This window comes from Streptomyces regalis, from assembly GCF_001509475.1.
In the GTDB taxonomy this organism is placed as follows: Bacteria; Actinomycetota; Actinomycetes; order Streptomycetales; family Streptomycetaceae; genus Streptomyces; species Streptomyces regalis.
The window spans coordinates 1-22,105 of the sequence record NZ_LLZG01000032.1 but is presented as its reverse complement, the minus strand read 5'-3'; the positions used below and the strand labels follow the sequence as shown (position 1 = coordinate 22,105).

Below are 22,105 nucleotides of genomic sequence, written 5' to 3'. Positions count from 1 at the left end.
CAGCTCCTTGATCCGGTCGATGGCGATCTGCTCGGCCACGTCGACGTGCTCGCAGCCGCCGTAGTAACGGCGGCCCGGGTAGCCCTCGGCGTACTTGTTGGTGAGGACCGAGCCCTGCGCCTCCATGACCGCGACCGGCGCGAAGTTCTCGGAGGCGATCATCTCCAGGGTGGACTGCTGCCGCCCCAGCTCCGCGTCGACCGCGGCGGCGACGGCCGGGTCGAGCTCGTGCAGGGGCGCGTTCAGAAGCGACTTGTCAGACATCGGGGAAGAGGTAGGGGAAGACATGGGGGATACGACTCCTCAGCCGGCGGTGTGGGCGTCGTACTCGTCGGCGGAGAGCAGGTCGGCCGGCTCCTCCGTGACGCGTACCTTGAACAGCCAGCCGCCCTCGAAGGGGGCGGAGTTCACCAGCGACGGGTCGTTCGTCACGTCCTCGTTGACCTCGGTGACCTCGCCGGTGACCGGGGAGTACAGGTCGGACACCGACTTGGTCGACTCCAGCTCGCCGCAGGTGTCACCCGCGGTCACGGTCGAGCCGACCTCGGGGAGCTGGGCGTAGACGACATCGCCGAGCGCGTTGGCCGCGAACTCGGTGATGCCGACCGTCGCGACGCCGTCCTCGGCGGTCGACAGCCACTCGTGCTCCTTGCTGTAGCGCAGCTGCTGGGGGTTGCTCATGGCCTGAATTCTCCTGTACGCGCGGGAGTGGTGATGAATGGGGGACTGCTGGAAACGTGAGTGAGCAGCGGAAATGTGCGCGGGGTCACGCAGGGACCGCTGTCAGTCTCTCCGTGTGGCGATTTTTCTGCCGCTTCTGGCGCTACTTCTGCCGCTTGTAGAACGGCAACGCCACGACCTCGTACGGCTCATGGCTGCCGCGGATGTCCACCCCGACCCCGGCCGTACCCGGCGCCGAGTGCGCCGCGTCGACGTACGCCATGGCGATCGGCTTGCCCAGCGTGGGGGAGGGCGCACCAGAGGTGACCTCGCCGATGACCTCGCCGCCGGCGACGACCGGGTACCCGGCGCGCGGGACGCGACGCCCCTCGGCGATCAGGCCGACCAGGACACGCGGCGGGTTCTGAGAGGCGCGGGCGGCGGCCTCGGTCAGCGCCTCGCGCCCGACGAAGTCGCCCTCCTTCTCGAACTTCACCACCCGGCCGAGCCCGGCGTCGAAGGGGGTGAGGGAGGTCGACAGCTCATGGCCGTACAGCGGCATGCCCGCCTCCAGGCGCAGCGTGTCCCGGCAGGACAGCCCGCACGGGACCAGGCCGACGCCCTCGCCCGCCTTGGTCAGTGCCTGCCACAGCTCGACGGCGTGCTCCGGCTTCACGAACAGCTCGAAGCCGTCCTCGCCGGTGTAGCCGGTGCGCGCGATGAGGGCGGGGACGCCGGCGACGGTGCCGGGCAGGCCGGCGTAGTACTTCAGCCCGTCGAGGTCGGCGTCGGTGAGGGACTTCAGGATGCCGGGGGACTCCGGGCCCTGCACGGCGATCAGCGCGTAGGCGTCCCGGTCGTCACGGACCTCGGCGTCGAAGCCGGCGGAACGTTCCACCAGCGCGTCGAGCACCACTTGGGCGTTGGAGGCGTTGGCGACGACCAAGTAGGTAGAAGAAGCGGCCTCGGTCTCGGCGAGCCGGTAGACGATCAGGTCGTCGAGGATGCCGCCGTCGGCCCGGCAGATCATGGTGTAGCGGGCGCGCCCGACACCGACCGAGGCGATGTTGCCGACCAGGGCGAAGTTCAGGAGGGCGGCTGCCTGCGGGCCGGTGACGGTGATCTCGCCCATGTGGGAGAGATCGAAGAGCCCGGCTTTCGTCCGCACGGCGTTGTGCTCGTCGCGCTCGGAGCCGTAGCGCAAAGGCATGTCCCAGCCGGCGAAGTCGGTCATCGTCGCGCCGAGCGAGCGATGCAGGGCATCGAGCGCGGTGTGACGGAGTTCTTCTGTACTGCTCATCGGACGGATGTCTCCCAAGGCATGACGGGCGAGGTCGTTCCTCCCCATCTGTCATCGGAACCTGAGAGGTTCGCCACGACCGCCACGGGGACGATCACGGTTTGCACCTTGGGTGGAGCCACGCGTCTCGAAGAGAGACGGAGCGGCCCGCTTTTCAGATGTGCCTCGCCCGCGCGGTAACGGGGCCTGAGAGATTCAAGGGAGGGACTTGCTCCTTCGGCGCCCCGGCGATGCACTGCCAGGGACTCTCCCGCGCGGATTCAAACGGCCGGTATGCAGTTGGCGCGCACATCATTGCACGCCCCGCGCGTCAACGGCAGGCCACGTCTGTAACCGGCTTGTGGCAGGAAGCGAACGAAAAAGCGAGAGATCCTCTATTACCTTCTCTTTACGCTCAGTGGGGATGGGGACTCCTGACCCCCGGAGGAGGACGATGACGGTGAAGCGCACCACGGCGTACGCCACAACCTCGGGCATCGCGCTGCCCAAGCAGCCCGCGGCCCCGGTCGCCGAAGCCCGCTGCACGCGCCCCGCACCCGTGGTCCGTGACCTGCGCGAGCGCTCCGGCCACAGCCCGCACGCCCTGCTCTTCGGCCCCGAGGACCTGGTCGTGATCACCGGCCTGCCCGGCAGCGGCAAGTCCACGCTGATGCAGCGGACCGTGTACGGCACCCGCATCGACTCCCAGGACACCCGGGACCGCTGGGCCGCCCGCATGCCCCGCTTCCTCCCCTACGCCGTCTACCGCCCCCTGGTCCGTCTCGCGCACTACGCCGGACTGCACCGCGCCCTGCGCTCCGGCCAGGGCGTCGTCGTGCACGACTGCGGTACGCAGGCCTGGGTGCGCGGCTGGCTGGCCCGTGAGGCCCGCCGCCGCGGCGGCGCCCTGCACCTGCTGCTGCTCGACGTCACCCCGGGCACGGCCCTGGAGGGCCAGCGCGAGCGAGGCCGGGGCGTCTCCCGCTATGCCTTCCTGCGCCACCGCAGAGCGGCCGCCCGCCTGCTGCGCTCGGTGGAGAAGGGCCACCTGCCCCAGGGCTGCGGCTCGGCGGTGCTGATCGACCGGGCTGCGGCGGACGTCCTGCGCCGGATCGGCTTCACGGGCTGAGCGGCCGTAGACCTGTACGGGCTGGTCACCCGTTAGCCTTTTGACCCACAGCAGCGGTTCACAGCAGGCGGTTGAGAGCAGATGGACTTCCCGGCGGATCTCCCCGCGGACCTCCCGGCACTGGCACACCCCCATCCACACGGCGGGTGGCCCGGCAACGAACTGGAGGAGGTGCTCTCGGCCTCCCTCGGCCTGCCCTCGGCGGGCGGCCGGATCATCGAGGTGCTGGGGCGCAGCTTCGTCTGGGTGCCCCTGCCGGGCGGCGGCGGCCCGCACAGCGGTCCGCTGGACCTGCCCACGGTGGAGATCGGGGGCCAGGCGTACGTCCCGGTCTTCAGCTCCGAGGAACAGTTCCGGCAGGTCGTCGGCTCCCACATGTCGTACACCGTCGCCCCCGCCGTCGAGTTCGCCCGCGGCCTGCCCCCGCAGGTGGGCATCGCCGTGAACCCGGACGGCGTGGTCGGCGTCCCGCTGCCCCCGGCTGCGGTGGCCGACCTCTGCCGGGTGGGCCGCACCCCGCTGGACGGCCTCAACTCCGGTGGCCGCGTCAAGCTCTACGAGCCCGACTGGCAGGACGACCCGATCGACTTCCTCGCGGCGGCGTCGGCCGAGTTCGCCGAAACCGGCGTGGTCGTGACGGCCCGCCGCTGCCTGGCGGCGATCGAGACGGCCACCCCGGTGATGTTCATAGGCGTGGAACTCTCCCATGGGGAGGGCGACCTGCGCGCGGCCCCCATGGACGCCCTCGCCCGAGCCCTGGGCCGCATCCCGATCCAGTGGCCGGTCAACCTGGTCCTGATGGACGTCGCCCAGGACCCGGTGATCGAGTGGATGCGCCAGAAGGTGCGCCCGTTCTACCAGCGGAACTTGTAACGTCCCTGAGGGGCAGCGCCCCTTCAGGGGCGCGGGGCTGTGACATATGCGGCTCCGCCGCGGGGCGCGACCAGCCCCACACGACCCGCAGCCCGCAGATCACATCAAGTCCCGAGCTCTCACCGGCTCTCCCAGCGGAGCGCCTAAGCTGGGCTCATCACTCGGTCGGCCAAACCGACGGAGTCACGACGTTTCCCGAAGGGGCGGTAAAGGTGAGCGCGAGCGGCACCACCTCGACCGGACAGGTCGAGCACATGCTGCGCCAGGTGACGCCCGGGCGCTACGACGCCTACGAGGCCCTCCTGCGCGCGCTCGCGACCCCGTCCTCCGGCCAGGTCTGGATGCTGCTGTGGCACGGCCAGGCCGGCTCCCCGGACGCCCAGTACGGAAACATGGAGGTCGACGGCCACGGCTACGCCCCGTGTGTCACCTCCGCCCAGGAGCTGTCGGCCAGCGGCTGGAACCGGAGCTACGAGGTGGTCGACGGAGTCGACGTCGCCCGCACCCTCTACCCGGACCACTTCGGCCTCTGGCTGAACCCGCACGCCCCGGGCGGCGGCGTCGGCATCCCCTGGCTCGACCTGCGCCGCATCGCCACGGGCCTGGACCGCCAGCCCGCGGGCCCCCTGCGCCTGTCGGAGCCCGGCATCGAGATCCCGCAGTTCTACGCCCTGCTCGCACAGAACGCCCACCGCACCCCGGCCGTCCGCTCCCTGCGCCGCGCCTGGGTGCAGCCGGCGCTCGGCGCGCCGTATCTCGCCATCGGGCTCGACGTGTACGACACCAGCCCGCACGCGGTGGACTCGGTGCGCTCGATGATGCTGCAGTCGATCGGCGCGTGTCCGGACGGGCTGCCGGTGTCGACCGTGGCGATGTCCGACGAGTACGACCCGGTCGCCATGTGGATGCGGGCGAGCGCCCGCCCCTTCTACGACCGGGAGGCGCACGCCGCCGCCCCCGTGCAGGCTCCGGCGGCGGGCTACGGTTACCCTCCGGCGCAGGGTCGTTACTGATCACCGTTGATCGCTCTCCGGCTAACCTACTGTTCAGTCGGCGGCCCGGCTGTCGTAGGCGTAATCGGTCACCGACTTCGGTTTCGTAGGCGAATCTCCGCGCGTAGATAAGATCGGAAGGTCCCAGTCCATCCTCATACGCCCCAACTGGATCGCGTCCGGCGGTCGTAACCCGCTGTTCGGATAACGGAATTCCCCAGACAGCATCACGGTTGCGCATCCTTTCACCGTCAGCTCTGGCAACAGATCGCCAAAGCGTTGAAGACTCCCCGCTAGACACGGGCCGGTCGGTCCTGTGTGCGAGTTGAAGCAACCGCTACCGCGGCAAGCCAGGGGGCCGACAACCGTCGGCCGAGAGGGGTCAATCTCACCGTGACGGCACCGATCGAGACCACCGGATCGCAGGCCGAGGCCCAGCCCGAGGCCGTGCTGAAGGGTGTCGAGTCCAAGCAGATCGAGGGCCGGTCTCTCGGGCAGATCGCCTGGACCCGTTTCAAGAAGGACAAGGTGGCGGTCGCCGGCGGGGTCATCGTGATCCTGCTGATCCTGCTGGCCATACTCTCCCGACCCATCCAGGCCCTCTTCGGACTGGACCCCAACGCCCTGCACCAGGACCTGATCGACCCCAACACCTCGCTGCCCAAGGGTGACTTCGGCGGCATGAGCTGGGAGCACCCGCTCGGTGTGGAGCCGAAGTTCGGCCGGGACATCGCCACCCGCATCCTGGAGGGCTCCTGGGTCTCGCTGGTCGTCGCCTTCGGCGCCACGGTCCTGTCCAACACGATCGGCACGGTCCTCGGCGTGGTGGCCGGCTACTACGGTGGCCGGGTCGACACGATCATCAGCCGGCTGATGGACACCTTCCTGGCGTTCCCGCTCCTGCTGTTCGCGATCGCCATCTCGGCCACTCTGCAGGGCGGTGCCTTCGGGCTGGAGGGCCTGCCGCTGCACATCAGCGTGCTGATCTTCGTCATCGGCTTCTTCAACTGGCCCTATCTGGGCCGTATCGTCCGGGGCCAGACGCTGGCCCTGCGCGAGCGGGAATTCGTCGACGCCTCCCGGGGGATGGGGGCCAAGGGGCCGTACATCCTCTTCCGGGAGCTGCTGCCGAACCTCGTCGGCCCGATCATCGTCTACTCGACGCTGCTCATCCCGACCAACATCCTCTTCGAGGCGTCCCTGAGCTTCCTCGGCGTCGGCATCCAGCCCCCGCAGGCGTCCTGGGGCGGCATGATCAGCCAGGCGGTCCCGTACTACCAGGTCGACCCGCAGTACATGATCGTGCCTGGTCTGGCCATCTTCGTGACCGTCCTGGCGTTCAACCTGCTCGGCGACGGTCTCCGTGACGCTCTCGACCCGCGCAGCCGCTGATCCGCGGCCGCGGTGCGAGTTCAAAAGATTTCCAACAATGGAGGGGAAGCGGACCATCATGCGAAGGTCAACGCTGGCCGCGGTTGCGGCTATCGGCAGTGCGAGCCTGCTGCTCTCGGCATGCAGCAAAGCCGATGACAACGGTGAAGACGGAAACAAGTCGGCTGGGGCCAACGCAGCGACCAAGGGTGTCGTCAACGCCTCCACCCAGAAGGGTGGGACGGTCACGTACGAGTACTCGGACGTGCCGGACTCCTTCGACCCCGGCAACACGTACTACGCGTACATGTACAACCTCAGCCGGCTGTACGCCCGCCCGCTGATGACCTTCAAGCCCGGCCCGGGCGAGGAAGGCAACGAGCTGGTCCCGGACCTCGCCGCGAGCGCGGGCGTGCCGAGCGACGGCGGCAAGACCTGGACGTACAAGCTGCGTTCGGGCCTGAAGTACCAGGACGGCACGCCGATCACCTCGAAGGACGTCAAGTACGCCGTCGAGCGCTCCAACTTCGCGCGTGACGTGCTCTCCCTCGGCCCGAACTACTTCCAGCAGTTCCTCGAGGGTGGCGACAAGTACAAGGGCCCCTACAAGGACAAGAGCGCCGAGGGCCTGAAGTCCATCGAGACGCCGGACGACACCACGGTCGTCTTCAAGCTCAACCGCGCCTTCCAGGAGTTCGACTACCTGGTCGCGACGCCGCAGACGGCACCGGTGCCCCAGGCCAAGGACAAGGGCATCGACTACGTCAAGAGCATCGTGTCCTCGGGCTCGTACCAGTTCGAGAGCTACGAGGAGGGCAAGCAGGCCGTCCTCGTCCGCAACAAGAACTGGGACGCGAAGACGGACCCGCTGCGCAAGCAGTACCCGGACAAGATCGTCGTCAAGCTCAAGGTCAACGCCGAGACGATCGACCAGGACGTCCAGGCCGGTACCGCGATCGACCTCGGTGGCACGGGCGTTCAGGCCGCGACGCAGGCGAAGGTCGTCAACGACGCCTCCCTGAAGGCCAACACGGACAACACCTACGGTGGCCGCCTCGTCTACATGGCGATCAACACCCAGGTCGCGCCGTTCGACAAGGTCGAGTGCCGCAAGGCCGTTCAGTACGCCATCGACAAGGTCTCCGTGCAGACCGCCGAGGGCGGCCCGATCCGCGGTGACATCGCCACCACCGTCCTTCCGCCGGACATCCCGGGCTACCAGAAGGCGGACGTCTACGCCACCGCGGGCAACAAGGGCGACGCCGCCAAGGCCAAGGAGCAGCTGAAGGCCTGCGGCAAGTCGAGCATCAGCACCAACATCTCGGCGCGCAGCGACCGCCCGCAGGAGATCGACGCGGCCACCGCGATCATCGCCTCGCTGAAGAACGTCGGCATCAACGCCAGCCTGAAGCAGTTCCCGTCGGGCAAGTACTTCACCGACTACGCGGGTGTGCCGGCGTTCGACAAGAAGCAGAACATCGGTCTGCACATGATGCAGTGGGGTGCCGACTGGCCCGGCGGCTACGGCTTCCTGCAGCAGATCCTGCACGGTGACGCGATCGGCGCCTCGGGCAACACCAACCTCTCGTACCTCGATGACAAGAAGATCAACGAGATGCTGGAGAAGGCCATCGCCACCGAGGACGAGAACCAGCGCAACAGCATGTACGCCGAGATCGACAAGCTTGCGATGGACCAGGCGGCGATCGTCCCGCTGACCTACTTCAAGGTCCTGCTGTACCGCCCGGCCAACTTCACCAACCTGGTGTCCACGGCGGCCTTCAGCGGTCAGTACGACTACCTCAACATCGGCACGACCAAGAAGTAGCCCCGGAAGGCAGGTGAAGGCATTGGTGCCCGCGGGCTCAGCGGCCCGCGGGCACCAGCGCCGGTCCCCGTGATCTCGTACATCCTCCGTCGGACGCTTGCGGCAGTGATCCTGCTGCTGGTCGTCACCGCGGTCACCTTCGCGATCTTCTTTCTGCTGCCACGGATGGCCGGCCAGACCGCCGACCAGCTCGCGCAGCAGTACCTCGGCAAGAGTCCGACGAAGGCGGACATCGTCGCGGTCAAGCAGAACCTCGGTCTGGACGACCCCGTGTACCTCCAGTACTGGCACTTCATCAAGGGGATCGTGGCCGGCGCCACCTACGACCTGGGCCCCACCACCACGCACTGCAGCGCGCCCTGCTTCGGCTACTCCTTCAGGACCCACGTCGAGGTCTGGCCGCAGCTCACCTCGCGCATTCCGGTGACCCTTTCGCTGGCCGTCGGTGCCGCCGTGATGTGGCTGGTGTCCGGCGTCGTGATCGGTGTGATCTCCGCGCTCAAGCCCGGCAGCTTCTTCGACCGCACCTTCATGGGCGTCGCGCTCGCCGGTGTCTCGCTTCCCATGTTCTTCACGGGACAGCTCGCACTGTTCCTCTTCACCTTCCAGTGGCCGATCTTCGGACGCACCTATGTGCCGTTCACCGAGAATCCGGCCCAATGGGCCAACACGCTCATCCCGGCCTGGTGTTCGCTCGCCCTCCTGTACTCCGCGATCTACGCCCGGCTCACCCGCTCGGGCATGCTGGAGACGATGAGCGAGGACTTCATCCGCACGGCCCGCGCCAAGGGCCTGCGCGAGCGCAAGGTCGTGGCCCGGCACGGGCTGCGGGCCGCGCTCACGCCGATCATCACGGTCTTCGGCATGGACCTCGGCCTGTTGCTCGGCGGCGCCGTGATCACCGAGAAAGTCTTCTCGCTGCCCGGCATCGGCCAGTACGCGGTGCAGGGCATCACCGACAACGACCTGCCCCCGATCCTCGGCGTCACCCTGCTCGCCGCCTTCTTCGTCGTGATCGCAAATCTCGTGGTGGACCTGCTGTACGCCGCCGCCGACCCGCGCGTGAGGCTCTCGTGACCGAACTCTCCAAGACCGGTGCCGCAGTGGGCGAGCCCACGAGCTCACCGTCGAACGCGCCCGACGCCTTCCTCGCGGTCCGTGACCTCAAGGTGCACTTCCCCACCGACGACGGCCTGGTCAAGTCCGTCGACGGACTCACCTTCCAGGTGGAGAAGGGCAAGACCCTCTGCATCGTGGGCGAGTCCGGCTCCGGCAAGTCCGTCACCTCGCTGGCGATCATGGGCCTGCACCGGCTCGGGGCGCGCGGCAAGAACGTGCAGATGTCCGGCGAGATCTGGCTCGGCGGCAAGGAGCTGGTCTCCGCCGCGCCGGACGAGGTGCGCCGGCTGCGCGGCCGCGAGATGGCGATGATCTTCCAGGACCCGCTGTCCGCGATGCACCCGTACTACACGATCGGCAACCAGATCGTGGAGGCCTACCGGGTCCACCACGACGTCAACAAGAAGACCGCCCGCAAGCGGGCCATCGAGATGCTCGACCGGGTCGGCATCCCCGAGCCGGACAAGCGGGTCGACAACTACCCGCACGAGTTCTCCGGCGGTATGCGCCAGCGCGCGATGATCGCCATGGCGCTCGTCAACAACCCCGAACTGCTCATCGCGGACGAGCCGACCACCGCCCTCGACGTCACCGTCCAGGCGCAGATCCTCGACCTCATCCGGGACCTGCAGAAGGAGTTCGGCTCCGCCGTCGTCCTCATCACCCACGATCTCGGCGTGGTCGCCGAGATCGCCGACGACGTTCTGGTGATGTACGGCGGCCGGTGCGTGGAGCGCGGCTCGGTCGACGACGTCTTCGAGCGCCCGCAGCACCCGTACACCTGGGGCCTGCTGGGCTCCATGCCGCGCATCGACCGCGAGACGTCCGAGCGGCTCATCCCCGTCAAGGGTCAGCCGCCGAGCCTCATCAACGTCCCCTCGGGCTGCGCGTTCCACCCCCGCTGCCCGTACGCGGACGTCCCCAAGGGCGATGTCACCCGTACCGTGCGCCCGGAGCTCCAGCAGGTCGGCGGCGGGCACTTCTCCGCGTGCCACCTCTCGCCGGAGGACCGTACGCGGATCTGGACCGAAGAGATTGCGCCGAAGCTGTGAGTGAGACGAAGAAGACGGACGAGGCGAAAACCGACGCCGCTTCAGGCGAGCGCGAGGTGCTCCTCAAGGTCGAGGGCCTGCAGAAGCACTTCCCGATCCGCAAGGGAGTGCTCCAGCGTCAGGTCGGCGCGGTCAAGGCCGTCGACGGCATCGACTTCGAGGTGCGCAAGGGCGAGACGCTCGGCGTGGTCGGCGAGTCGGGCTGCGGCAAGTCGACCATGGGCCGGGTCATCACCCGCCTCCAGGACCCGACCGGCGGCTCGATCCACTTCGAGGGCAAGGACATCACGCGGCTGAACACGGCCGGGATGCGCCCGCTGCGGCGGGACATCCAGATGATCTTCCAGGACCCGTACGGCTCCCTGAACCCCCGGCACACCATCGGCGGCATCGTCTCGGCGCCGTTCCGCCTCCAAGGCGTCGAGCCGGAGGGCGGGGTGAAGAAGGAGGTCCAGCGGCTCCTGGAGCTGGTGGGGCTGAGCCCCGAGCACTACAACCGCTACCCGCACGAGTTCTCCGGCGGCCAGCGCCAGCGCATCGGCATCGCGCGGGCGCTCGCGCTGAAGCCCAAGCTGGTGGTGGCCGACGAGCCGGTCTCCGCGCTGGACGTGTCGATCCAGGCGCAGGTCGTGAACCTGATGGACGACCTCCAGGAGGAGCTCGGCCTCACGTACGTGATCATCGCGCACGACCTCTCCGTCGTACGGCACGTCTCGGACCGCATCGCGGTGATGTACCTCGGCAAGATCGTCGAACTCGCCGACCGCAGCTCGCTGTACGAGGCGCCGATGCACCCGTACACCAAGGCCCTGATGTCGGCCGTCCCGGTCCCCGACCCCAAGCGCCGGGGCGCCAAGAGCGAACGCATCCTGCTCCGCGGCGACGTCCCCTCGCCGATCTCCCCGCCCAGCGGCTGCCGCTTCCACACGCGGTGCTGGAAGGCGACGGAGATCTGCAAGACGACCGAGCCGCCGCTGCTGGAGCTGCGGCCGGGCCAGCGCGTCGCCTGCCACCACCCGGAGAACTTCGCGGACCAGGCCCCGCAGGACACCGTGCTGCTGACCGCGGCCAAGGAGGCGGCGGAGCTGGTCTCCGACAAGGTGCTCGCGAAGTCGCCGGAGACGGAAGCCTCTTCCGAGGATGCCGCTAACGACAAGTAACCCAACCAGCGCCCCTGCCTTGCTTTGCAAGGCGGGGGCGTTTTTCTGCGCAAGAATGTACGGGTGCTCCAGCAACTGTTCAGCCCGTCCGTCCAGCACACGCTCGACCTGATCGGCATCTTCGTCTTCGCGATCTCCGGCGCCCTGCTGGCCGTCCGCAAGAACTTCGACGTCTTCGGCATCGCCGTCCTCGCCGAGGTCACCGCCCTGGGCGGCGGGCTGTTCCGGGACGTGATCATCGGTGCCGTACCCCCGGCCGCCTTCACGGACCTCGGGTACTTCCTCACCCCGCTGCTCGCCGCGCTCCTCGTCTTCTTCCTCCACCCGCACGTGGAGCGCATCCAGACCGGCGTGAACGTCTTCGACGCGGCGGGTCTCGGCCTCTTCTGCGTCGCCGGGACGACGAAGGCGTACGACTACGGGCTCAACCTCACCGCCTCCGTCGCCCTGGGCCTCGCGACCGCCGTGGGCGGCGGTGTACTGCGCGACGTCCTGGCCAACGAGGTGCCGTCACTGCTGCGTTGGGACCGCGACCTGTATGCGGTCCCGGCGATCGTCGGCGCCACGATGACCGTCCTGTGCCTCCACTACGACGCCCTGATCCCGCTCACCAGCGCCCTCGCGGCCGTCACGGCCTTCGTGCTGCGGCTGCTGGCGATGCGGTTCCACTGGCGAGCTCCGCGTGCCTGGAACCGGCGGTCGACGGTGCGAGAGGAGTAGTCCCGCCGGAGCCCGGCGCCGTACGGACCGGGTGCTGCGTGCCCATCACCTCGGTCAGCCAGCGGAACGCCGGGACGACCTGCGGCTTCCACAGCGCCATGGTGTGGCCGCCCGCGCCGGCCGGGATGAACACCACGTCCACGGTCGTCGGCGCCTTCGCGACCCGTCGGAGGGCCATGGCCGCCTCGTACCCGTCCTTCGGTTGACCGGACAGGTACAGCGCCACGCGCGGCGGGACCCGGGACTCCTCGAGGAGCACATACGGGTTGTTCGCGGCCCGCAGGGCCGGGGAATTGCCGGCGAGCGACTGGGGTACGGCGATGGGGTCGTTGTAGCCGGACATGCTCACCGCGGCGCGGTAGCGGTCGGGGTGGGCGACGGCCAGCTTCGCCGCGCAGTGCGCGCCCGCCGAGTACCCGGCGACCGCCCAGCCGTCCGGCGCCGCCTGGGCCCGGAAGTTGTCCATGACCATCTTCGGCACGTCGATGCTGAGCCAGCTGTCGGCGTTCACCTTGCCCGGGATGTTCGCGCAGCCGGTGTCCTTCCCCGGCAGCAGCGTGGTGCGCGGCGAGACGATGATGAACGGCTCGATCTGCCCGCTGCGCATCAGCGGCGCCAGCTGCTCGGGCGCGTCCATCGTGCCGTACCACGCCTTCGACGAGCCCGGATAGCCCGGCAGCACCTCGACGACCGGGAACTTGTGATTGCGGTAGGCGGGGTCGCGGTACTGCGGCGGCAGCCAGACGTTGACCTCGGCGTGCACTCCGGACACCCGGCCCTTGAGCTGCGTGACGAGCACCCCGCCCTCCACGCGCATGCCGGGCCCCTTGCCCGGCTTGAAGGCCTGCCGGACCTTGGGCAGCTTCTCCAGCGCGATCCCGCCGGTGCCGCTCGCCCCGAGGTCGGCGGCCTCCTGCACATGGTTGCTGGTGCCGAGCAGGTCGCCCCAGTTGTCGTACAGCTGGTTGGAGTTGTTGACCAGTGTGAAGACCAGGGCGACCGCCGTGCCCTGGGCGAACAGCAGCATCAGCACCCGGGCGACGGCCCGCAGGACCTTGGGTCCGCGCACCCGTGACCAGAGGACCAGCGGCAGCGCGACGGCGACGACGCACAGCGCGATGAGCGTGTAGAGGAACGGGGTCCCGGTGAGACTCATGTCCCGATAGAGGGCTTATCGGCGTCTCAGGTTTCGGACGGGGGTCGACACTTACCGAAAAGTTGCCCATGTCTCAAGGAGCCTCAGCGCTTCGGAAGGGCAGCAAAAGCTACCGCTTAGTAGTTTGCTGTTGTACCGTTCATCCATGCCAGAAGCAGCCTCCGCCCCGACGGCCCCGCAGGCCACCATCGGCGACAGCGAGTTCGACCGCGACACCGCGCTCACCCGGCGCTCACCCGGGGTCTACGACATCGACCTCTCGGCCGGCTGGACCATCATCAGCGCCGTCAACGGCGGCTATCTGCTGGCCGTCCTCGGCCGCGCCCTCGCGGACGCCCTGCCGCACAGCGACCCGTTCACGATCTCCGCGCACTACCTGACCGCGTCCCAGCCGGGCCCGGCGGTCGTCCGTACCGACGTGGTGCGCACGGGGCGGACGCTGTCGACCGGCCAGGCCTCGCTCTTCCAGTACGACGAGCAGGGCCGCGAGGTCGAACGGATCCGCGTCCTCGCCTCCTACGGCGACCTGGACTCCCTCCCCGACGACGTCCGCACGACGGCGAAGCCGCCCGCGATCCCGCCGATGGACCAGTGCTTCGGCCCCGAGGACGGCCCAGCACCGGTGTCCGGCAGCTCGGCGATAGCCGACCGCCTGATGCTCAAGCTCGACCCGTCCACCCTGGGCTGGGCCCTCGGCCGGCCGTCGGGCAAGGGCGAGATGCGGGCGTGGTTCGGCCTCGCCGACGGCCGCGACGCCGACCCGCTCTCGCTGCTGCTGGCGGTGGACGCGCTGCCCCCGACCGCCTTCGAGATCGGCATCTCCGGCTGGGTCCCGACGGTCGAACTCACCGTCCACATACGGTGCCGTCCGGCTCCGGGTCCGCTGCGCGTGTCGATCAGGACGCGCAACCTCGCGGGTGGATTCCTGGAGGAGGACGCGGAAGTCTGGGACAGCGCGGACCGGCTGGTGGCGCAGTCGAGGCAGCTGGCGCGGGTGAGGCTGAGCTGAAACGCCCCCTGAAGGGGCGCGGGCGGCCGCTTCTGTCACGGAGGTGTCTTGAGGGGCGCTTTGCCTCGCGCACAGGTTGCTTACAGCAGGGCCTCAAGGTAGCCCTAAGCGGCGTTGGTTGAGTTCCCTCCCAGGACTTCCTCATCTTCCTTGGAGCTGTTTCTCATGAAGCGTGCGCGTCTCCTCCCTGCTGTGGCCCTGCTGGCGCTCTCGCCCCTGGCCCTGGTGGCCTGTGGCTCCGGCGACTCGTCATCGACCTCGAACAGTGGCAACTCCGGGCAGCAGTCGTCGTGTCAGCAGCCCTCGGGCGCGCCCAGCGGGGCGCCGTCGGGCATGCCGAGCGGTGCTCCCTCGGGCGCGCCGAGCGGTGCGCCCAGCGGCGCCCCCGGTGGGGGACAGGGCGGCGGTCAGGCCGGCGGTCAGGGGGGTCCCGGCGGTGGCCAGGGCGGTGGCTGTGGCGGTCCGGGCGGTGGGCAGGGCGGCGGAGCGGCTCCGAGCGGCGCCCCGAGCGGTGCGCCGAGCGCTGCGGCCACGGCGACCAAGAGCTGACGCCGGCCGGTCCTGAGGCAGGGGCGGCACTCACGCCGTACGACAAGGGCGGCACTCCCGGGGTACGGGGGTGCCGCCCCTGTCGTGCCGCCGGTGCTCAGTCCAGCCAGTGCTCCCGGCCGATGCTGATCAGCCGCATCTGGCGGGTCGCGACCTGGGCGACGCGCCGCCGCTCCTCCTCCGGAGCCTCCAGGGCGTCCAGGAACAGCGAGGCCGTCATCAGCATCTGGTCGACGTAGAGGTCGGCCAGCATGAGGAGGTCGTCGTCGTTCCAGCCCTCGGAAACCGGGTCCTTGGTGAGTGCGACCTTCACGTCGTCGGCGAAACGGGCCAGTTGGTCCTGGATCGCCTCCCGTACGGACTGCACTCCGCCGTGCCGCTCACGGGCGATGAAACGGACGTGGGCCGGGTGCGTCGCGACGTGCTGGGCGATCAACCCGACGGCGCGCTCTATGCGTTGGTCGCTGTCGCCGGACGAGGAGACGATCGTGCGGATCATCGGGTGCAGGCTGCCCAGCGCCTCTTCGACGAGGGCGACACCGAGGTCGGCGGTGGAACGGAAGTGCCGGTAGAAGGCCGTCGGGGCGACGCCGACGGCACGGGTGACCTCGCGCAGACCGAGACTGCTCAGGCTCTGCTCCTCCAGCAGTCCCAACGCCGCGTCCAGCAGCGCCTGTCGGGTCTTCTGTTTCTGGGCCTGCCGAAGGCCGAGGGTGTGACTCATGCCATGCAGTTAACAACTGTTCTCTGGAATTGAAAAGCCGTGGGACGCGCTAGACTTGGTAGTCAGTGAACAACTGTTACTACAACTGTTCACTGAAACGTAACGAGAGAGATCGATCAGAGAGATCTCGAAGGGGGACTCGATCCCAATGCTGTTTCTCGTCGCCGCACTCCTGCTGCTGGGCGTGCTGCTCGGCACCGTGGCCCACGCACCGCTCGCCTTCACCGCCGTCGCCGCCGCCGTGATCGCCGCCTGGCTGGGCATCTTCGCCGCCCGCGAGCGCCGCGCCCGCCGCAACTGACCCCGCCCACCGCAACTGACCCCGCCCACCGCACCGCACCGACTTCTCGGGAGCTGATACCCATGCAACTCACCGCCCCGGCCACCGCCCGCCCCGGCACCACCCGCAACCGGACCCGCGACGCCGACGGCATGGCCGTGGCGTCCTTCATCCTCGGCCTCCTCGGCCTGCTGGTCTTCAACATCTTCCTCGGCCCGGTCGCCATCGTCCTGGCGGCAGTGTCCCTGTGGCGCGGCACCAAGCGCAGGGGCCGCGCCTTCCTCGGCATGGGCCTCGGGGTCGCCGACCTGCTGGTCCTGCTGGCGTTCGTGCAGCTGGACAACACGCTGTCCTGGAGCTTCTAGTCGCAGCCAGCGGAGCTGCGACCCAGCGGCAAGCGGCCGGGGAGGAGCCGCAGCCGCAGCCGCGAGCCGACACGGCCCTGCGGCGACGCAGGCGGCGCGCAGGACCTGAGCTGAACCCCGGGGCACCTTGACGCGAGGCCGTTTACCGGCGCCCCTTAGAATCGTGGCCACCATGGCTTACCTCGACCACGCCGCGACGACCCCCATGCTCCCGGAGGCGGCAGAGGCACTCACCGCCCAGCTGAGCGTCACCGGCAACGCCTCCTCCCTCCACGCATCCGGCCGCCGCGCGAGGCGCACCGTCGAGGAGGCCCGCGAAACCCTCGCGGAAGCGCTCGGCGCCCGCCCCAGCGAGGTCGTCTTCACGTCCGGCGGCACCGAGGCCGACAACCTCGCGGTCAAGGGCCTGTACTGGTCCCGCCGCGACGCCGACCCGGCAGGCACCCGCACCCGCGTCCTGGCCAGCCCCGTCGAACACCACGCCGTCCTCGACGCCGTCCACTGGCTCGCCGAACACGAGGGCGCCACGGTCGAGTACCTCCCGGTCGACTCCCACGGCCGGGTCCACCCGGACGCCCTGCGCGAGGCCATCGCCCGCAACCCCGACGACATCGCCCTCGCCACCGTGATGTGGGCCAACAACGAGATCGGCACGATCATGCCGGTCCGAGAACTGGCCGACGTGGCAAGGGAGTTCGACGTCCCGCTGCACGCCGACGCCGTCCAGGCCTTCGGCCAGGTCCCCGTCGACTTCGCCGCCTCCGGCCTCGCCGCGATGACGGTGTCGGGCCACAAGATCGGCGGCCCCTACGGCATCGGCGCCCTGATTCTCGGCCGCGAGTACACCCCCGTACCCGTCCTGCACGGCGGCGGCCAGGAGCGCCACGTGCGCTCCGGCACCCTCGATGTCCCCGCCATCGCCTCCTTCGCGGTCGCCGGCCGCCTCGCCGCCGAACAGCGCGAGTGGTTCGCCTCCGAGATCGGCGCCCTGCGCGACGCCCTGGTCGAGGCGGTCCGTACGGCGGTGCCGGACGCGATCCTCGGCGGCGACCCGGCACCCGGTGGCCGCCTCCCGGCCAACGCGCACTTCACCTTCCCGGGCTGCGAGGGCGACTCCCTGCTCCTGCTCCTGGACGCCCAGGGCATCGAGTGCTCCACCGGCTCCGCCTGCACCGCGGGCGTCGCCCAGCCCAGCCACGTCCTCCTGGCCACCGGTACCGACCCCGACCTGGCCCGCGGCACCCTGCGCTTCTCCCTCGGCCACACCTCCACGGAGGCCGACGTCGAGGCGGTCGCCAAGGCGATCGGCCCGGCGGTGGAACGGGCACGGGCAGCCGGGCTCACATAGGCCGCTACGCCGGTGCCGTGTGCGCCGCCCGTACGAGCTTCATGTACCGGTCCCAGTCCCAGTGCTCCCCGGGATCGGTGTGATCGGTGCCCGGCACCTCCACGTGGCCGATGATGTGCTCGCGGTCGACGGGGATGTCGTAGCGCGCGCATATCCGGGCCGTGAGCCGCGCCGAGGCCTCGTACATCTCGTCCGTGAGGTCCTGCGGCCGGTCCACGAAGCCCTCGTGCTCGATGCCGATGCTGCGCTCGTTGTAGTCGCGGTTGCCCGCGTGGTACGCCACGTCCAGCTCGCGGATCATCTGCGTGACGTGGCCGTCCTTGCGGACGATGTAGTGCGCGGCCGCACCGTGCTCCGGGTCCTGGAACACCTTCACCGCGCTGTCGAAGCTGCCCTGGGTGACATGGATGATCACCATGTCTATGCCGTAGTCGTCGGGACGGTCCGCCCGCCGCCAGTTCGCATCCGACGCCGCCACCCACCGCGCGTCGGCGTAGTCGACCTCGCCCTCCTTGCGCGGCTTCTCCACGCCCGGCACCCGCCACCACAGCCGCGCCAACTCGTCGCGGGCCAGCACGGCCGAACCCACCGCGGCCGCCGTCCCGCCGATGAGCAACGCACGACGCCCGACCTTCCGGTCGCCGTCCTTCGAAGCCTTCCGCTGTCCCATGTGATCGTCAACGCATACTCGCGGGCCCTGGTTCCCGCGCCCCGTACCCTGGAAGCGTTATGACTCACACCGCGCAGCCCTCCCGCCCCCTCCGCGTCCTCGCCGCCATGTCCGGCGGGGTCGACTCCGCTGTAGCCGCCGCCCGCGCCGCCGAGGCGGGCCACGACGTCACCGGCGTCCACCTCGCGCTCTCCGCGAACCCCCAATCCTTCCGCACGGGCGCGCGGGGCTGTTGCACCATCGAGGACTCGCGCGACGCCCGCCGCGCCGCCGACGTCATCGGCATCCCCTTCTATGTGTGGGACCTCGCCGACCGCTTCCGGGAGGACGTGGTCGAGGACTTCATCGCCGAGTACGAGGCGGGCCGCACCCCGAACCCGTGCCTGCGCTGCAACGAGAAGATCAAGTTCGCGGCCCTGCTGGACAAGGCGCTGGCCCTCGGCTTCGACGCGGTCTGCACCGGCCACTACGCCACGGTCGTGCTGAACGAGGACGGCACGCGCGAGCTGCACCGCGCCTCCGACATGGCCAAGGACCAGTCGTACGTCCTCGGCGTCCTGGACGAGAAGCAGCTGGCGCACGCCATGTTCCCGCTCGGCGACACCCTGACGACGAAGGACGAGATCCGCGCCGAGGCCGAGCGCCGCGGTCTGGCGGTCGCCAAGAAGCCCGACTCGCACGACATCTGCTTCATCGCCGACGGCGACACCCAGGGCTTCCTCGCGAACCGCCTCGGCAAGGCGGAGGGCGACATCGTCGACGAGTCGGGAGCCAAGCTCGGCACCCACGAGGGCGCGTACGGCTTCACCATCGGCCAGCGCAAGGGCCTGCGCATCGGCACCCCGGCCTCCGACGGCAAGCCGCGCTACGTCCTCGACATCTCGCCGGTGAACAACACGGTGACGGTCGGCCCGGCGGCCTCCCTCGACGTCAGCGCCCTGACCGCCATCAAGCCCCGCTGGTGCGGCACCGCCCCGACCGGCCCCGGCACCTACACCGCCCAGCTCCGCGCCCACGGCGGCGAGACCGAGGTGACCGCCGAGCTGATCGACGGCTCCCTGCACGTCACGTTCACCGAGCCGGTCCGCGGCGTGGCGCCCGGCCAGGCGATCGTCCTGTACGACGGCACGCGCGTGGTCGGCTCGGCGACGATCGTGTCGACGACGCGGGCGACGGCGGGCGTGGCCTGAGCCCCGGCGCGGGCCACGCGTGTGTGCGGACCGATACGGATCACTCCCCGAACTCCTTGAAGAACTCCGCCAGCACCGGCCCGAGGACGTCCGGCTCCACCATGTGGGTCTGCCCCGCCAGACTCCGGTACGTCCCCTCGGGCACGGTCTCCGCGACCGCCCGCGCCGCCTCGCGCATCCATGCGGGGCTCGCGCTGCCCGCGACAGCCAGCACCGGAACCGTGATCGAGGACAGCTGGGCCCGGGGCACCAGGCCGTCGCCCATCACGGCGTTGTCGTAGGCGAGACTCGGCGCGATCGTCTCCATGCCGGCCCACATGGGGGACTGGCGGGCCCCCTGGATCATCTGCTCGGCCATCCCGGTCAGCCGCAGGAAGAGCTCCACGGCGTCCCCGCGCCGGCCCTCCGCCAACGCCTCGGTCAGCCGCTCGGTGTACTCCGCGCGCTCCTTCGCGCCGCCCTCGTGGACGGAGAACGGCACCTCGTACACCGCGACCTGACGCACCGGCAGCCCGTCGGCCGCCGCCTCCAGCACCAGCGCTCCGCCTGACGAGATGCCGCACAACGCCGCCTCGCCGCCCACCGCCTCGATCAGCGCGGCGAGGTCCTCGACCTCCCGCTCCACCGCGTACGGCCGCGTGTCACCGCTCTCGCCACGCCCTCGCCGGTCGTACGTGACCACCCTGAAGTGCTCCGCCAGAGGCACGGCCAGTGGCGCCACCGTGCCCCCGGTGGACATCGCGCCGCTGACGAGGATCAACGCCGGACCCTCACCGCTGATCTCGTACGCGAGGGAGGTGCCGTCGGCCGAAAATGTCTTCTTGTCCATGCCTGTGGAGACTGCCGTACGGCACGGGACTAATCGCTTACGACACTTCGACTTCGTAGAAGCAGAGGTGGTCCTTGATCTCGGCCACGTCCGGCTTCGGGTCCGGGTACGTCCAGACGAGGTCCGCCGCGTCCGGCAGCGACCAGTAGGAGGCCGTTCCCTTGAACGGGCAGTAGGTGTGCGTGTCGGAGGGCGTCAGCAGCTCCAGCCGTACGTCCTCGGCCGGGATGTAGTAGCGCACCGGACAGCCCGTCTCCCGCAGGAGGAGCGGTCGGTCGGTCTCCGCCAGGACCTGGTCGCCGTGGACGACCCGTACGCGCTGGGTGCCCTGCTCGATCGTGATCGTGTGTCCGTCAGCCATACCCGAAAAGCGTTCGCGAGCCCCCGGTTCTTCCCGCGTACGGTGACTGCATGCGAATCTGCGTCTTCCTCTCCGCCGCCGACCTCGACGACCGTTACACGCGCCCCGCGCGCGAGTTCGCGAAACTGCTGGGCAAGGGCGGGCACACGCTCGTGTGGGGCGGCTCCGACGTCGGGCTGATGAAGGTGGTCGCCGACGGGGTGCAGGAGGCGGGCGGGCGGCTCGTCGGGGTCTCGGTGGAGTTCCTGGCCGCGAAGGTCCGCCCGGGCGTCGACGAGATGGTGATCGCGAAGGACCTGGCCGAGCGCAAGAGGCTGCTCCTGGAGAAGGCCGACGCGGTGGTGATCATGGTCGGTGGCACGGGGACCCTGGACGAGGCGACGGAGATCCTGGAGCTGAAGAAGCACGGCCACACGGACAAGCCGGTGGTCCTGCTCAACACCGCGGGCTTCTACGACGGCCTGAAGGAACAGTTCCGCCGCATGGAGGACGAGGGCTTCCTGCCCCGCCCGCTGACCGACCTGGTGTTCTTCGCGGAGGAGCCGGTGGGGGCGCTGGCGTACCTGGAGGAGAGCCGGGGAGTGGAATGAGCCGGGGCGGGAGTGGCCTCCCGCTGATGCGAGCATGGCGGGCATGGCTACACATGTGATCACCGGAGCGGGCTCCGGCATCGGCGCGGCCGTCGCCCGCCGCCTGCACGCGCGCGGGGACGAACTCGTCCTCCACGCGCGCGACGCGGGCCGCGCGAAGGAACTGGCGGCGGAGTTCCCCGGCGCGAAGACGCTGGTCGGCGACCTGGCGGACCCGGACAAGCTGTCCTGGGCCTTCTCCCACCAGACGCTCCCGGACCGGGTGGACTCGCTGCTCCACATCGCCGGGGTCGTGGACCTGGGTGCGGTGGGCGACCTGACCCCGAAGTCCTGGCGCCACCAGCTGAACGTCAACCTGATCTCCCCGGCCGAACTGACCCGCCACTTCCTCCCCCAACTCCGCGCCAGCCGCGGCCACGTGGTCTTCGTGAACTCGGGCGCCGGCCTCAACGCCCACGCCGACTGGTCGGCGTACGCCGCCTCGAAGCACGGCCTGAAGGCCCTGGCGGACTCCCTGCGCCACGAGGAACACGGCAACGGCATCCGCGTCACCACCGTCTACCCCGGCCGCACGGCAAGCCCCATGCAGGCCAAGGTCCACCAGCAGGAGGGCAAGGAGTACGACGCGTCGAAGTGGATCGACCCCGAATCGGTGGCCACGACGATCCTGATGGCCATCGACCTCCCCCGGGACGCGGAGGTCAACGACCTGACGGTGCGACCGGGGCGCTGATTTCGCCCCGCCGGTAAGTCAGCCCCTCCGGCGTTTGAGGAGCGGGGGTCCAGGGGGCAGAGCCCCCTGGCGGGGTGGAAGGGGCGGAGCCCCTTCAGGATGGGACGGGTAGGGGCGG

Annotated in this window: 24 protein-coding genes, 1 pseudogene and 1 riboswitch; of the genes and pseudogenes, 17 read left to right on the top strand and 8 right to left on the bottom strand. The window is 69.7% G+C overall.

Translation table 11 applies throughout. From position 1 onward, the window contains the following. From ADL12_RS07060 to gcvT, 3 genes and pseudogenes are all read right to left on the bottom strand, one after another. Positions 1 to 264: pseudogene (locus ADL12_RS07060) on the bottom strand (serine hydroxymethyltransferase); the annotation flags it as partial. 39 nt (positions 265 to 303) lie between these two features. After that, on the bottom strand, positions 304 to 681 hold the full coding sequence (gcvH, locus tag ADL12_RS07055; protein ID WP_062699688.1) for a glycine cleavage system protein GcvH: 378 nt from the start codon (positions 679 to 681) through the stop codon (positions 304 to 306). A 142-nt stretch (positions 682 to 823) separates the two neighbouring features. Further along, complete coding sequence (gene gcvT, locus ADL12_RS07050; RefSeq protein WP_062699686.1) at positions 824 to 1,960, bottom strand: glycine cleavage system aminomethyltransferase GcvT; 1,137 nt, start codon at positions 1,958 to 1,960, stop codon at positions 824 to 826. A gap of 164 nt (positions 1,961 to 2,124) precedes the next feature. Then, positions 2,125 to 2,223: riboswitch (glycine riboswitch) on the bottom strand. Positions 2,224 to 2,393: 170 nt separating this feature from the next. Between gcvT and ADL12_RS07045 the strand changes: the two genes are divergently transcribed. The 9 genes from ADL12_RS07045 to ADL12_RS49800 all read left to right on the top strand — a co-directional run bounded on the left by ADL12_RS07045 (position 2,394) and on the right by ADL12_RS49800 (position 12,183). After that, positions 2,394 to 3,068 carry an AAA family ATPase gene (locus ADL12_RS07045; RefSeq protein ID WP_062699684.1) on the top strand — a complete coding sequence of 225 codons (675 nt, stop codon included), beginning with the start codon at positions 2,394 to 2,396 and terminating at the stop codon, positions 3,066 to 3,068. An 81-nt stretch (positions 3,069 to 3,149) separates the two neighbouring features. Next, complete coding sequence (locus ADL12_RS07040; RefSeq protein WP_062699682.1) at positions 3,150 to 3,941, top strand: enhanced serine sensitivity protein SseB; 792 nt, start codon at positions 3,150 to 3,152, stop codon at positions 3,939 to 3,941. A gap of 212 nt (positions 3,942 to 4,153) precedes the next feature. Next, positions 4,154 to 4,954 carry an enhanced serine sensitivity protein SseB C-terminal domain-containing protein gene (locus tag ADL12_RS07035; RefSeq protein WP_062699680.1) on the top strand — a complete coding sequence of 267 codons (801 nt, stop codon included), beginning with the start codon at positions 4,154 to 4,156 and terminating at the stop codon, positions 4,952 to 4,954. Positions 4,955 to 5,326: 372 nt separating this feature from the next. Continuing rightward, entirely contained in the window at positions 5,327 to 6,325 is a 999-nt protein-coding gene (locus ADL12_RS07030) for an ABC transporter permease (RefSeq protein WP_062699678.1), read from the top strand. 58 nt (positions 6,326 to 6,383) lie between these two features. Beyond that, positions 6,384 to 8,132, top strand: coding sequence for an ABC transporter substrate-binding protein (locus ADL12_RS07025; RefSeq protein ID WP_482261834.1), 1,749 nt, complete (start codon positions 6,384 to 6,386; stop codon positions 8,130 to 8,132). A gap of 69 nt (positions 8,133 to 8,201) precedes the next feature. Beyond that, positions 8,202 to 9,209, top strand: a complete 1,008-nt coding sequence (locus tag ADL12_RS07020; protein WP_062699674.1) for an ABC transporter permease — start codon at positions 8,202 to 8,204, stop codon at positions 9,207 to 9,209. After that, positions 9,206 to 10,303 carry an ABC transporter ATP-binding protein gene (locus ADL12_RS07015; protein ID WP_062699672.1) on the top strand — a complete coding sequence of 366 codons (1,098 nt, stop codon included), beginning with the start codon at positions 9,206 to 9,208 and terminating at the stop codon, positions 10,301 to 10,303. The genes ADL12_RS07020 and ADL12_RS07015 overlap by 4 nt, the downstream gene beginning before the upstream one ends. Then, the gene (locus ADL12_RS07010; protein ID WP_062699670.1) at positions 10,300 to 11,463 is read left to right on the top strand and encodes an ABC transporter ATP-binding protein; all 1,164 of its coding nucleotides are present in this window, start codon (positions 10,300 to 10,302) and stop codon (positions 11,461 to 11,463) included. Before ADL12_RS07015 ends, ADL12_RS07010 begins: the two co-directional genes overlap by 4 nt. Before the next feature lie 63 nt (positions 11,464 to 11,526). Next, positions 11,527 to 12,183 (top strand): trimeric intracellular cation channel family protein, encoded by a 657-nt coding sequence (locus tag ADL12_RS49800; RefSeq protein WP_079051888.1) that lies wholly within the window; start codon positions 11,527 to 11,529, stop codon positions 12,181 to 12,183. On the opposite strand, the gene ADL12_RS07005 is transcribed toward ADL12_RS49800, so the two are convergent. Beyond that, complete coding sequence (locus tag ADL12_RS07005) at positions 12,092 to 13,339, bottom strand: alpha/beta hydrolase (RefSeq protein ID WP_062699668.1); 1,248 nt, start codon at positions 13,337 to 13,339, stop codon at positions 12,092 to 12,094. The two genes, ADL12_RS49800 and ADL12_RS07005, sit on opposite strands and share 92 nt — an antisense overlap. A 145-nt stretch (positions 13,340 to 13,484) precedes the next feature. On the opposite strand from ADL12_RS07005, the gene ADL12_RS07000 reads away from it, so the two are divergent. Then, positions 13,485 to 14,348: a thioesterase family protein gene (locus tag ADL12_RS07000; protein WP_062699667.1), complete on the top strand. Its 864-nt coding sequence runs from the start codon at positions 13,485 to 13,487 to the stop codon at positions 14,346 to 14,348. A gap of 165 nt (positions 14,349 to 14,513) precedes the next feature. Further along, the gene (locus ADL12_RS49795; RefSeq protein WP_079051889.1) at positions 14,514 to 14,897 is read left to right on the top strand and encodes a hypothetical protein; all 384 of its coding nucleotides are present in this window, start codon (positions 14,514 to 14,516) and stop codon (positions 14,895 to 14,897) included. Positions 14,898 to 14,994: 97 nt separating this feature from the next. Here the strand turns inward: ADL12_RS49795 and ADL12_RS06995 are convergent, their stop codons facing one another. After that, complete coding sequence (locus ADL12_RS06995) at positions 14,995 to 15,621, bottom strand: TetR family transcriptional regulator (RefSeq protein ID WP_062699665.1); 627 nt, start codon at positions 15,619 to 15,621, stop codon at positions 14,995 to 14,997. A gap of 148 nt (positions 15,622 to 15,769) precedes the next feature. On the opposite strand from ADL12_RS06995, the gene ADL12_RS54850 reads away from it, so the two are divergent. The 3 genes from ADL12_RS54850 to ADL12_RS06985 all read left to right on the top strand — a co-directional run bounded on the left by ADL12_RS54850 (position 15,770) and on the right by ADL12_RS06985 (position 17,614). Continuing rightward, the gene (locus tag ADL12_RS54850; protein WP_167364381.1) at positions 15,770 to 15,922 is read left to right on the top strand and encodes a hypothetical protein; all 153 of its coding nucleotides are present in this window, start codon (positions 15,770 to 15,772) and stop codon (positions 15,920 to 15,922) included. Positions 15,923 to 15,984: 62 nt separating this feature from the next. Continuing rightward, a complete protein-coding gene (locus ADL12_RS06990) occupies positions 15,985 to 16,266 on the top strand; it encodes a hypothetical protein (protein WP_062699663.1) in 282 nt (93 codons plus the stop codon). A gap of 172 nt (positions 16,267 to 16,438) precedes the next feature. Beyond that, positions 16,439 to 17,614, top strand: a complete 1,176-nt coding sequence (locus ADL12_RS06985; protein ID WP_062699689.1) for a cysteine desulfurase family protein — start codon at positions 16,439 to 16,441, stop codon at positions 17,612 to 17,614. Positions 17,615 to 17,618: 4 nt separating this feature from the next. Here ADL12_RS06985 and ADL12_RS06980 read toward each other — a convergent pair whose 3' ends face one another. After that, positions 17,619 to 18,284 (bottom strand): N-acetylmuramoyl-L-alanine amidase, encoded by a 666-nt coding sequence (locus tag ADL12_RS06980; RefSeq protein WP_062699661.1) that lies wholly within the window; start codon positions 18,282 to 18,284, stop codon positions 17,619 to 17,621. 59 nt (positions 18,285 to 18,343) lie between these two features. Between ADL12_RS06980 and mnmA the strand changes: the two genes are divergently transcribed. Then, positions 18,344 to 19,474 carry a tRNA 2-thiouridine(34) synthase MnmA gene (mnmA, locus tag ADL12_RS06975; RefSeq protein WP_062699660.1) on the top strand — a complete coding sequence of 377 codons (1,131 nt, stop codon included), beginning with the start codon at positions 18,344 to 18,346 and terminating at the stop codon, positions 19,472 to 19,474. Between the two features lie 40 nt (positions 19,475 to 19,514). Here the strand turns inward: mnmA and ADL12_RS06970 are convergent, their stop codons facing one another. Together ADL12_RS06970 and ADL12_RS06965 are read right to left on the bottom strand one after the other, a co-directional pair. Next, on the bottom strand, positions 19,515 to 20,303 hold the full coding sequence (locus tag ADL12_RS06970; protein WP_062699658.1) for an alpha/beta fold hydrolase: 789 nt from the start codon (positions 20,301 to 20,303) through the stop codon (positions 19,515 to 19,517). 37 nt (positions 20,304 to 20,340) lie between these two features. Continuing rightward, complete coding sequence (locus ADL12_RS06965) at positions 20,341 to 20,664, bottom strand: DUF427 domain-containing protein (RefSeq protein ID WP_062699657.1); 324 nt, start codon at positions 20,662 to 20,664, stop codon at positions 20,341 to 20,343. 50 nt (positions 20,665 to 20,714) lie between these two features. Here ADL12_RS06965 and ADL12_RS06960 point away from each other — a divergent pair, with 50 nt between their 5' ends. Then, complete coding sequence (locus ADL12_RS06960; protein WP_062699656.1) at positions 20,715 to 21,254, top strand: LOG family protein; 540 nt, start codon at positions 20,715 to 20,717, stop codon at positions 21,252 to 21,254. A gap of 43 nt (positions 21,255 to 21,297) precedes the next feature. Next, on the top strand, positions 21,298 to 21,987 hold the full coding sequence (locus ADL12_RS06955) for an SDR family oxidoreductase (protein WP_208614487.1): 690 nt from the start codon (positions 21,298 to 21,300) through the stop codon (positions 21,985 to 21,987). Positions 21,988 to 22,105: the final 118 nt, after the last annotated feature.

What these genes read in the sequence shown, in the direction of transcription:
- gcvH (WP_062699688.1), bottom strand. Translation starts at nt 681, where the DNA reads ATGAGCAACCCCCAGCAGCTGCGCTACAGCAAGGAGCACGAGTGGCTG.
- gcvT (WP_062699686.1), bottom strand. Translation starts at nt 1,960, where the DNA reads ATGAGCAGTACAGAAGAACTCCGTCACACCGCGCTCGATGCCCTGCAT.
- ADL12_RS07045 (WP_062699684.1), top strand. Translation starts at nt 2,394, where the DNA reads ATGACGGTGAAGCGCACCACGGCGTACGCCACAACCTCGGGCATCGCG.
- ADL12_RS07040 (WP_062699682.1), top strand. Translation starts at nt 3,150, where the DNA reads ATGGACTTCCCGGCGGATCTCCCCGCGGACCTCCCGGCACTGGCACAC.
- ADL12_RS07025 (WP_482261834.1), top strand. Translation starts at nt 6,384, where the DNA reads ATGCGAAGGTCAACGCTGGCCGCGGTTGCGGCTATCGGCAGTGCGAGC.
- ADL12_RS07005 (WP_062699668.1), bottom strand. Translation starts at nt 13,339, where the DNA reads ATGAGTCTCACCGGGACCCCGTTCCTCTACACGCTCATCGCGCTGTGC.
- ADL12_RS07000 (WP_062699667.1), top strand. Translation starts at nt 13,485, where the DNA reads ATGCCAGAAGCAGCCTCCGCCCCGACGGCCCCGCAGGCCACCATCGGC.
- ADL12_RS49795 (WP_079051889.1), top strand. Translation starts at nt 14,514, where the DNA reads ATGAAGCGTGCGCGTCTCCTCCCTGCTGTGGCCCTGCTGGCGCTCTCG.
- ADL12_RS06995 (WP_062699665.1), bottom strand. Translation starts at nt 15,621, where the DNA reads ATGAGTCACACCCTCGGCCTTCGGCAGGCCCAGAAACAGAAGACCCGA.
- ADL12_RS54850 (WP_167364381.1), top strand. Translation starts at nt 15,770, where the DNA reads ATGCTGTTTCTCGTCGCCGCACTCCTGCTGCTGGGCGTGCTGCTCGGC.
- ADL12_RS06990 (WP_062699663.1), top strand. Translation starts at nt 15,985, where the DNA reads ATGCAACTCACCGCCCCGGCCACCGCCCGCCCCGGCACCACCCGCAAC.
- ADL12_RS06985 (WP_062699689.1), top strand. Translation starts at nt 16,439, where the DNA reads ATGGCTTACCTCGACCACGCCGCGACGACCCCCATGCTCCCGGAGGCG.
- ADL12_RS06980 (WP_062699661.1), bottom strand. Translation starts at nt 18,284, where the DNA reads ATGGGACAGCGGAAGGCTTCGAAGGACGGCGACCGGAAGGTCGGGCGT.
- mnmA (WP_062699660.1), top strand. Translation starts at nt 18,344, where the DNA reads ATGACTCACACCGCGCAGCCCTCCCGCCCCCTCCGCGTCCTCGCCGCC.
- ADL12_RS06970 (WP_062699658.1), bottom strand. Translation starts at nt 20,303, where the DNA reads ATGGACAAGAAGACATTTTCGGCCGACGGCACCTCCCTCGCGTACGAG.
- ADL12_RS06965 (WP_062699657.1), bottom strand. Translation starts at nt 20,664, where the DNA reads ATGGCTGACGGACACACGATCACGATCGAGCAGGGCACCCAGCGCGTA.
- ADL12_RS06960 (WP_062699656.1), top strand. Translation starts at nt 20,715, where the DNA reads ATGCGAATCTGCGTCTTCCTCTCCGCCGCCGACCTCGACGACCGTTAC.
- ADL12_RS06955 (WP_208614487.1), top strand. Translation starts at nt 21,298, where the DNA reads ATGGCTACACATGTGATCACCGGAGCGGGCTCCGGCATCGGCGCGGCC.